Source organism: Rhodococcus sp. EPR-157 (genome assembly GCF_001647195.1).
In the GTDB taxonomy this organism is placed as follows: Bacteria; Actinomycetota; Actinomycetes; order Mycobacteriales; family Mycobacteriaceae; genus Rhodococcoides.
In genome coordinates this window covers 1-9,622 of sequence record NZ_LVCV01000606.1, presented here as the reverse complement: position 1 = coordinate 9,622, position 9,622 = coordinate 1, and the positions used below count along the sequence as shown (strand labels likewise).

Below are 9,622 nucleotides of genomic sequence, written 5' to 3'. Positions count from 1 at the left end.
ACCGAGATCGAGCAACTCGCGGGCGAGGTCGCGGCCGAGTTCCTCCGCATTGTCGATCGACCCGACGATGGAGGCCCGGATGCTGTCGCTGCCGTCGATGGCGGCGACGCACCCGCGCAACGAGATCTCGTCGAAGATCCGGCCGTCCTCGTCGATGGACTCGACCACTTCCGCGATCGCGCCGACGGGAGCGGTACACCCTGCTTCCAACTCCGCGAGCAGTCCGCGCTCGGCCGCGACGGCCGCCCGCGAGTTCGCGTCGTCGAGGCTGCGCACGATATCGATGAGATCGGTATCGGCGCTGCGGCATTCGACTGCCAGCGCGCCCTGAGCAGGCGCCGGCAACATCTGAACCGGATCGAGGGACTCGGTGACGTCGTCGAGACGCCCGATACGGGCCAGGCCGGCGCGCGCGACGACCACTGCGTCCAGTTCCCCGGATGCGACCTTGCCGATTCGGGTGTCGAGGTTGCCGCGCAACGGCCTCACGTCGAGCCCCTGACCGAGTGCTCGAAGCTGGGCTGAGCGACGCGGCGCCGACGTACCGACTCTCGCGCCCGCAGGCAGCTCACCGAGAACGAGTCCGTCGCGAGCGACGAGCGCATCACGCGGGTCCTCACGCTCGGGAATCGCGGCGATGACGAACCTCTCGTCGGGGGCCGTCGGCAAGTCCTTGTAGGAGTGCACGGCGATGTCGACCTTGCCGTCGGTCAGAGCCTCGCGTAGCGCGGCGGTGAACACGCCGACTCCAATTGTCTGCACCGGTGCCGCTGACAGATCGCCCGCCGTCTTGACTATGACGAGCTCGGCGTCGAGCCCTGCCGCGATGAGTCCCTGACGGACGGTCTCGGCCTGCGTCGTAGCGAGCAGTGATCCTCGTGTTCCGATCCGAACGACCGCCGTTCCATCCGGGTCATTCCGCAGGCTCCACTCCTGCCCATCCGGGTCGTTCCGCAGGCTCCACTCCTGCCCATCCGAGTCGTTCACTCCGCTTGTCCCTTCCGAACCTCGGTCCGGCTGGCTGTGAAGTCGTCCACGAGTTCCATTCCGTTGATCTCTATCGGGCTCGCGACTGCCTCGACGGCACCGGGGCTGAGCTCGAACAGCTCACGCAACGCGGCCGCGTAGGAGTCGCCACCCGGGGTGGTGGCCAGTTGCTTGACACGCACGGTCGGCGAATGAAGGAGCTTGTCGACGACGCGTCGCACGGTGCGGGCCACCTCGTCGCGCTGTGGCGAGTCGAGACCGGGCAGCCTGGATTCGAGCCGCATCAGTTCGCCTTCGACGACCTCGGCTGCGCGTTGGCGCAGTGCAGTCACCGTCGGGGTCACCTCGGCAAGGCGTTGCCCGGCGAGGTAGCCGGACAACTCGGAGGAGACGATTTCACGAGCCGCGGACGCGTCCGAGGATGCTGCGCCTGCTGCGGGGTCGCGCTGAAGCGACTCCATGTCGAACACCTCGACGCCGGGCAGACCGGCAACGGCCGGGTCGACGTCGCGCGGCAATCCGAGGTCACAGATTGCGAGCGGGCGTCCGGACTCACGCTGAGCAAGCGCAACGTGGGCATCGGCGAGCGAGACGACAGCCCCGACCGCACCGGTACAGGTGACGAGAATGTCGGCGTCCGACAGCGCGGACGCGAAGTCCTCGAAGTTCATCGCGGTTGCCTCGACGCCCGCCGACACAGCGGTGTCGGCAAGGTGGTCCGCTCGCTCCCGCGTGCGGTTGACGATGATGAGACGTTCGATGCCCGCGCGACCGAGATGCGCGACGGACAGTCCTCCCATCGCTCCTGCGCCGAGAACTACTGCGGTCCGTCCCGTCAGGCTGCCACCGAAGAGCAGTGCGGCCCGATCGAGCGCGACCGACACCACCGACGCGCCGGCCGAATCGATACCGGTCTCGGAATGCACCCGCTTTCCCACGCGGAGGGCCTGCTGGGCAAGTTCGTGCAGAACCCGTCCTGACGCCTGCTGGCTGTCCGACGATGCGTACGCGGCGCGAATCTGTCCGAGGATCTGCTGCTCACCGATGACCATCGAATCGAGTCCGCTGGCGACGGCGAAGAGATGCTCGACCGCCGCCTCGCTGTAGCGCACGTACGCGTGCTTGGTCAGTTCCGGTACTTGGAGGCCGGAGTGCTCCGAGAGTATTTCGCCGACCGCTGCCAGAGCGCCGTGGAACGCGTCGACCACCGCGTACACCTCGACCCGGTTGCAGGTCGAGACCACCATCACCTCGGAGATGTTGCCGCTGGCCATGAGCTTGTCGGTCAGCTTGGGTCGCTCGGTGTCGGTGATGGCGACACGCTCTAGGACTGCGACGGGAGCGCTACGGTGCGAAATCCCGACGAGAAGGACACTCACGGTGCAATCACCGATCCGTTTCTTGTCGAACTGTTTACTGAGGGGCTGATGGCGGTCGTGCTCGGTAGCGAACCGGGAACGACCCGCGGTCCGCGACTACGACCCAGTCGAGGATTGGGAGACAACGCCGGCGCGTGACGAGCAGCCTCGTTACGCGAGCTGTTGAACGAGAGAACCTGCATCTCGACGGCCAGGTCGACGCGCCTGACCTCCACTCGATCCGGTACGTCCAGCGTCACCGGAGAGAAACTGAGGATGCATTCGACACCGCCCGCGACGAACGACGACGCCACCGACTGCGCGGACTCGTCGGGAGTGGCGATGACACCGATGGTCGCTTCGAGATCGCGGCACGCCTGCTCGAGAGAGTCGACGTGTCGCACCTGAAGGCCGTCGACATCGAGGCCGACGCGCTCCGGATTGCGATCGAACAGGCCCACCATCGAGAATCCTCGGCGACCGAATCCGCCGTACCTGGCCAGCGCTTCCCCGAGGTTTCCGACGCCCACCAGCACAACCTTGTGCCCCCGATCGAGGCCGAGTGCACTTTCGATCTTGGCTCGCAGGCGCATGACGTCGTACCCGACTCCGCGAACACCATTGGGCCCGAGGAAGGACAGATCCTTGCGAAGCTTGGCCGATCCGACCCCTGCGGCATTGGCCAGCTCTTCACTGGACACGATGAGAACTCCGTCGTCTGCCAGGATTCCGAGGACCCGCAAGTAGGTCGCCAATCGCGTCACCGTAGCCTGTGGGATAACACGTTCGGGACTTGCAGATCTACCGATGCCAGGTGACCGCTCGACACCAACCGGCACGGCCGGGCGCTCTTCGGTCACAATCATGGCTCCTCGTCCGAACGGCTGCAATGCCGGTCTTCACGGTGATCCTGGACAAGCTCGATCGAAAAATTCATGCAGGCGCCACAGGTTCCACTCCTGCGCTGGGACCACGGTAACCGCTTGTGAACGAATGAACAAAGTCGCTCGATCCGTGCTAGAGGGGCCCTCACCTGCAAAGCGAGAGCAAACGCACGTTCTTAGGGTGTCCTCCAGGCAGTCAGGTCCGCCCGCAACCGCGGCTCGTCGACCTCCCAGTAACTATGCTCGCGACCGTCCAGCAGGACCACAGGTACGCGATCGCCGAACTCGGCGCGCAGGTCAGGGGCTGTGTCGGCGACTTCGTCGACGTCGATCGACGTCGGGGTGATCGCGAAGTCGCTGCACACCTCCTGTAACCGCGCGAGCGCGACGACGCAGGTGTGGCAGCCCGCGCGGGTGAGAAGAACCACGGTCGGGTCCGGAGAAACCATGCTTCCACCCTTCCATGCCCGGGCGAGAGACGAACGTCACATCTCTACGGTGAAGTCCGCACTGGTCGGGACCGTGCGGCCGGTTCGGAGTTTCGTTGTACGGACTAGGGTTCATGACACTGCTCGAGCATGGAGGTGCGCGTGATGAGCAACGGGGGCTTTCAGACGCCTGACGACGACGTGACGGCCGACGAACCGGTCGTCATCGATCTACCGGTGTCCGACGTACCCGACGAGGACATGGTCGAGACGAGCAGGCCCGGTGAGGACAAGCGCGACAAGCGTCGCAAACGACGGCTCCGCAACCCGCTCGGTCCCTCCGATGCCGAGGTCCGGGCAAGCGTCGCCGGTGAAGCCAGCGCGGACGCAGCCATCGCACTGCAGGTAGAGGTCGGCGCATCGGTTCCGCTGGACTTGACCGCCGCAGCGTTCTTCGACGTCGACAACACGATGGTCCAGGGCGCTTCGATCATCCACTTCGCCCGCGGCCTCGCCGCACGCAAGTACTTCACCAGCGGTGACCTCGCTCAGTTCGCTTGGCAGCAAATCAAATTCAGAGTCAGCGGCAAAGAGAACAGCGAGGACGTCGCAAGCGGTCGGGAGAAGGCGCTCTCCTTCATCACGGGCAGACCGACCTCCGAACTACGGATGCTCGGCGAAGAAATCTACGACGAACTCATCGCCGACAAAATCTGGCCCGGCACGGCCGCGCTCGCACAGATGCATCTCGATGCAGGCCAGCAAGTCTGGCTCGTCACCGCAACGCCACTGGAGCTGGCACAGATCATTGCCGAGCGGCTCGGGCTGACCGGCGCACTGGGTACCGTCGCCGAGAGCAAGGACGGCGTATTCACCGGCAGGCTCGTCGGCGACATTCTGCACGGCCTCGGAAAGGCGCACGCAGTCCGGACACTAGCCGTGCGCGAGGGGTTGAACCTCAAACGCTGCACGGCGTATTCGGACAGTCACAACGACGTCCCGATGCTCTCACTCGTCGGCACAGCCGTCGCCGTCAATCCCGACGCGGACCTGCGCGAACTCGCCAAGAACCGCGGCTGGGAGATCAGAGACTTCCGGACGGGCCGCAAAGCGGCGAAGATCGGGGTACCGACAGCTCTTGCGTTGGGCGCCGTCGGCGGTGGGCTCGCGGCTGTGATCGGTCGCCGTCGAGGCTGACCGTGTCGGGTCTACAGCGCGGGGTTTACAGCGTCAGCTGCATCAGTGTGAGGTCGAGCCAACGGTCGAATTTGATGCCGACCTCGGGCATCTGACCGACCGTGACGAAACCGAACTTCTCGTGCAGTGAAATCGACGTCGTGTTTCGTGATTCGATGACTCCGACGAGTGCGTGGATGCCTGCCGACCGCGCCCGCTCGATCAGTTCCGTGAGCAGCGCACTCGCGAGTCCGCGGCGCTGGAAATTGCCCGCCACGTACACCGAGTGTTCGACGGTGAGGCGGTAGCCACTCTTCGGTCGCCACTGCGCATACGACGCGTATCCCGCAACCTCGCCGTCGACGACGGCCGTCAGCACCGGATAGCCGGCACGCAACCTCCCGGCCAACCACTCCATCCGCTCGTCGAGGCCGACCTCGGTCTCGTCCCAGATGGCCGTCGTGTTCCTGATGGCGTCGTTGTGGATGTCGAGGATCGCGGGGAGGTCCTCGGTGGTGGTGTCTCGAATCAGCACCCGGACCAGGGTACTGATCAGCCCAGGAACACGTTGCGGCGCTTGGCCAACAGTCGGTACAAGGTGTGCTGAATGGTCTCACGTACGTGGTCGGTCAATTCGAAGAGCACCATCGGATCTTCCGAGGCCTGAGCGTCGTAGGAGTCGGTGGCGATGGGCTTGCCGAACTCGATGTACCACTTCGACGGCAGCGGAATGAGACCGAGGGGGCCCAGATGGGGAAAGAACGGGGTGACCGGGAAGTACGGCATGCCCATCAATCTCGCCAACGGGGTGATGTCGCCGATCTTGGGGTAGATCTCCTCCGAACCGACGATCGAGCACGGAATGATGGGCGCACCGGTTTTCAGCGCCGCGGACACGAACCCACCACGGCCGAAGCGCTGCAGTTTGTATCGCTCACTGAAGGGTTTGCCGATGCCCTTGAAGCCTTCGGGAAACACAGCGGCCACCTGGCCCATCCGAAGCAGACGTTCCGCGTCGGGATTGCAGGCGAGCGTGTGGCCGGCTTTTCGTGCGATGTTCCCGACGCCCGGCATCTCGAATGCCATGTCGGCGGCCAACATTCGCAGCGGACGGTGCGCAGGATGATGATCGCGGACGGCCACCGACGCCATGAGCGCATCGACCGGAATCACGCCGGCGTGATTGGCGACGACGAGAGCTCCACCGTCGTTCGGAATGTTCTCGATCCCTTTGATCTCGACCCGGAACCACTTGTCGAAGAGCGGACGCAGGAGCGGCAGCCATACGGCGTCGGCGAAGTGCGGGTCGTAACCGAACTCGTCGACGACATAGTCGCCGGCCATTCGCCGACGAACGAATTCTGCTGTGTCCGAAATGGTCTCGACGAGTTTGGCCTTCGCCGCGTCGATCTGAGAGCCGTCCGATGGGCCCACCGGTTCCAGAGGGTGCGCGGACACGGGTGGAACCAGCGGTATCGGCGGCGTGGTGTCGGCGTACGACGACGGGTGCCGACTGCGACTGTCCTCGGCACGGCTGCGGCTGCGGCCGGCATGGTCGCGTCCGGCGCCGCTACCGTGCAGCGGGATCACCTTCGCCACCTCGTTCACCTCTCCCTGCCTGTAGTCGCGGCCAGTGCGGCTTTGGACAACGCTGCACCGGCGTCCGCGGCCCACAACGCACGTTTCTCCACCGAGTCCACCCACTCGGTCCGGACCACCGGCCGAAGTGCGGCGCCACGGACGTAGTCGTCGAATGCCTGAACCGTAGTCCAACGCGGCTCGAATCCGAGGTCGGATCGCATTCGGGTCGTGTCCAGCCCGCAGCCGAAGTGGAAGTAGTCCAGTTGCTCGGTCGTGAATTCGCGCATCATTCCGCCCATCAGCGCTCGACCGACACTCTTGAACAGGGCAAACGGTACCGGCACCTCGATACGACCGGCTCGACGAATGGCTTGCGACAACATGATCGTGCCGTCGGCACCGACGTTGAACGTTCCGGCTGGACCACCCATCGTCGCGCGCTCGAGCGCAGCAAGAGCATCTTCTTCGTGTAGGAGCTGCATCCGGGCGTCGCGGCCGATGATGCTGGGAATCAGCGGCGAGGTCATGTAGCGGGAAATCGATCCGTTGAGCCGCGGCCCGATCAGCGGGGCCAACCGCAGAATCGAAACGGCTATGTCCGGGCGTCGACGTCCGAGTCCGCGGATGTACCCCTCGATGTCGATGGTGTCGCGTGCGAATGCTCCCGACGGAGGCTTGCGCGCACTGATATCCTCGGTGAACTTGACCGGATCCTTGGCACTGCATCCGTACACCGAAGACGAGGACCGAAGAACGACCTTTTGCACCGACGGGGACTTCTGGCACACCGCGAACAACTGCATCGCGCCGATGACGTTGAGATCTTTCATCGTCGCGCGCCCGCCGGATCTGGGGGGCTTGGTGATGGTCGCCGCATGCACGACGGTGTCGACGCCCGCATTTCGGATGACTTTCCCGATCAATGGATTGCGGATGTCGGCCCGGACGAACTCCGCACGTCCCATTCGACGCAGCAGGTCCTTGCTCGGGGATTTGGTATCGACGGCGATGACGCGCTCTACAGCGGGATTCTGAGCCAGTCGGGTGACGAGATACCCGCCGAGGAAGCGGCTCGCCCCGGTGACCAGCACCACTTTGGGCGCCGCAACGCCTCGCTCGTTCGAAGTCACTCACACCCCCGATTGGTTGCCGCAACCTGCAGCCTACTGGAATCCCGGGAAGATGCGAGCGAACCGATTTCGACACCCTGTGCAGGAAAAATGCTCGTTCGGACGTGACCGCGCCGAGCACCGGCCGACGAAAAGGAGCCCGCCACCATTGCTGGTGACGGGCTCCTTCTCGAAAGCTCTATTTACCGAGTTTCCTGCGCTGCACTCGAGTGCGACGAAGCAGCTTGCGGTGCTTCTTCTTCGACATGCGCTTGCGACGCTTCTTGATCACTGAACCCATGGCGGGTGTCCTCACGTTCTTCTCTAGCGTTTTCGCGCACGCGAAGTTGCGTACGCCTACCTGGCAGCCTCGAACTCCCCCACAGGACTTTCACGTGGAGTAAGCCGTCGATCCCCAAGCTGGCGCTCGGGCCTCGTTGGTCGAAGCTCGATGCAACTAATCAGCCCCTGGCACGAGTGCCGATATTACTCGGCCACGACGAGACTCCACCTTACCGGTGTGGACAACGATCCACGAAACCGGCCCGATAGAGCGAAGTCGACACGAAGCGCGCGACTCAGCCTGCGTCGAAGTACGAGGTCTCGAGGTAATCGTGCACAGCCTTGGCGTGTACACGGAACGATCGACCCACTCGTACAGCAGGCAGCTCTCCGCCGTGCACCAGTCGGTACACAGTCATCTTGGACACCCTCATCAGCGTTGCCACTTCGGCCACTGTGAGGAATTGCGTTCCAGCCAAAGCTGGTTGGCCATCCAGGGACGCACCCTTGGACGGCTTGTTTACAGGCGCCATCTATTCACATACCTCCGGCACGTCTCGCGCGGCAGGCTTCCCCTCCTGCCGAACAGACACGCACGTGCTACCACTGAGCTTAACGTGACCAATGGGGTTACTGCGACGGGTGTAGGGCATCAGTTTTCTATTCCGCTGTGACGCCCATCTCAGCTGCACGGGACTTCGCGGCACCCAAAGCATCGAAAAACGCTGCTCGGAGGCCGTTTTCTTCCAGTTTTCGCACTGCCGCGGCCGTTGTTCCGCCGGGAGAAGTAACTGCATAACGAAGCTCCGTCGGCGTCTCATCCGAGCGATCCAGCATCGCCCCGGACCCGACCATCGTCTGAACGACGATCGCGGAGGCAACTTCGCGGGTCAATCCGAGGCCGACGCCGGCGTCGATCATCGCTTCGGCGACGAGAAAGAAGTAGGCGGGACCGGACCCGGATACCGCCGTCACGGCATCGAGTTGGTTCTCTTTCACGGTGACGACCTTGCCGACCGTCGACAGAATCGTCCGCACGAGTTCGAGATGTTCGGCCTTGGCGTACTTTCCGGGCGCTAGAACGCTGACGCCCTCGCCCACGAGCATCGGCGTGTTCGACATGACGCGCACGACAGGGAACCCGGCGGGCAGCTTCGACTCGAACTTCGCGGTGGTTATGCCTGCGGCGAGCGAGACGATGAGCTGTTCACGTTCACCGTCGAGATCGATTTTGGCGACCTCGGTGAGTGCCCCGTCCACATCTCCTGGCTTGACGGCCAACACGATGACGTCGGCATTCTCGGATGCCTCGGCGATGGTCGTCGTCAGCACCCCGAAGGTCGAGGCCAGCTCGGCAGCACGGGGCTCGAACTTCTCGGCCACCACCAGGTCACGAACTGCATATCCCGCTTCGAGCAGTCCGGCGATCAACGCCTCACCGATGCGCCCGCCTCCGATTACAGCAATTCTCGTCATGCGGCAAGCCTAGATCGGTGGCTCGGCGAACCTCAGCGCGGCACCATCGCCAGCTGCCTGCTCTGCACCACGACCGCGCCGGTCGAGTCGAGCACGAGATGGTCCTCCTCGAACCACGTGCCGCCGATGACGGTGCTGCTGGCCGCGACCCGGAGCCAGCCAGGTGCAGGCTGGCGACGCAGGTAGGTGGTCAGCTGCACGGTCGGCGCCCACCCGAACATGCCCCGATTCATCGTCACAGGCGCACAGATGTCGCCCGTCATGAGCGCGAACAATGCGCAGGTGTCCGGGTCTGCCTCGTCACCTTCGTGCGGTCGAACCCACATCCGAACCTCCGGCTC

Annotated in this window: 12 protein-coding genes; 1 reads left to right on the top strand and 11 read right to left on the bottom strand. The window is 64.2% G+C overall.

Annotated elements, in window-relative coordinates:
* The 4 genes from hemC to A2J03_RS26250 all read right to left on the bottom strand — a co-directional run.
* Positions 1-924: hydroxymethylbilane synthase (gene hemC / locus A2J03_RS26265; RefSeq protein ID WP_068380142.1), on the bottom strand; the 924-nt coding region annotated here is incomplete at its 3' end.
* A gap of 59 nt (positions 925-983) precedes the next feature.
* Positions 984-2,366: a glutamyl-tRNA reductase gene (locus A2J03_RS26260; protein ID WP_068380134.1), complete on the bottom strand. Its 1,383-nt coding sequence runs from the start codon at positions 2,364-2,366 to the stop codon at positions 984-986.
* Entirely contained in the window at positions 2,363-3,211 is an 849-nt protein-coding gene (locus A2J03_RS26255; RefSeq protein WP_068380140.1) for a redox-sensing transcriptional repressor Rex, read from the bottom strand. The genes A2J03_RS26260 and A2J03_RS26255 overlap by 4 nt, the downstream gene beginning before the upstream one ends.
* Positions 3,212-3,405: 194 nt before the next feature.
* Complete coding sequence (locus tag A2J03_RS26250) at positions 3,406-3,678, bottom strand: glutaredoxin family protein (RefSeq protein WP_068380128.1); 273 nt, start codon at positions 3,676-3,678, stop codon at positions 3,406-3,408.
* 240 nt (positions 3,679-3,918) lie between these two features.
* On the opposite strand from A2J03_RS26250, the gene A2J03_RS26245 reads away from it, so the two are divergent.
* Entirely contained in the window at positions 3,919-4,854 is a 936-nt protein-coding gene (locus A2J03_RS26245; RefSeq protein ID WP_231912725.1) for an HAD family hydrolase, read from the top strand.
* Positions 4,855-4,879: 25 nt separating this feature from the next.
* Here A2J03_RS26245 and A2J03_RS26240 read toward each other — a convergent pair whose 3' ends face one another.
* From A2J03_RS26240 to A2J03_RS26215, 7 genes are all read right to left on the bottom strand, one after another.
* The gene (locus A2J03_RS26240; protein ID WP_068380124.1) at positions 4,880-5,368 is read right to left on the bottom strand and encodes a GNAT family N-acetyltransferase; all 489 of its coding nucleotides are present in this window, start codon (positions 5,366-5,368) and stop codon (positions 4,880-4,882) included.
* A gap of 17 nt (positions 5,369-5,385) precedes the next feature.
* Positions 5,386-6,441 carry a 1-acyl-sn-glycerol-3-phosphate acyltransferase gene (locus tag A2J03_RS26235; RefSeq protein WP_068380121.1) on the bottom strand — a complete coding sequence of 352 codons (1,056 nt, stop codon included), beginning with the start codon at positions 6,439-6,441 and terminating at the stop codon, positions 5,386-5,388.
* On the bottom strand, positions 6,438-7,544 hold the full coding sequence (locus tag A2J03_RS26230) for an SDR family oxidoreductase (RefSeq protein ID WP_197480975.1): 1,107 nt from the start codon (positions 7,542-7,544) through the stop codon (positions 6,438-6,440). Before A2J03_RS26230 ends, A2J03_RS26235 begins: the two co-directional genes overlap by 4 nt.
* 178 nt (positions 7,545-7,722) lie before the next feature.
* The gene (locus tag A2J03_RS30220; protein ID WP_003402602.1) at positions 7,723-7,824 is read right to left on the bottom strand and encodes a 30S ribosomal protein bS22; all 102 of its coding nucleotides are present in this window, start codon (positions 7,822-7,824) and stop codon (positions 7,723-7,725) included.
* Between the two features lie 277 nt (positions 7,825-8,101).
* On the bottom strand, positions 8,102-8,338 hold the full coding sequence (locus tag A2J03_RS26225; RefSeq protein WP_068380116.1) for a helix-turn-helix domain-containing protein: 237 nt from the start codon (positions 8,336-8,338) through the stop codon (positions 8,102-8,104).
* Between the two features lie 127 nt (positions 8,339-8,465).
* Positions 8,466-9,281, bottom strand: a complete 816-nt coding sequence (gene proC, locus A2J03_RS26220) for a pyrroline-5-carboxylate reductase (RefSeq protein ID WP_068380114.1) — start codon at positions 9,279-9,281, stop codon at positions 8,466-8,468.
* A 32-nt stretch (positions 9,282-9,313) separates the two neighbouring features.
* On the bottom strand, positions 9,314-9,622 hold a 309-nt coding region (locus A2J03_RS26215; protein WP_197480974.1), incomplete at its 5' end, for a thioesterase family protein.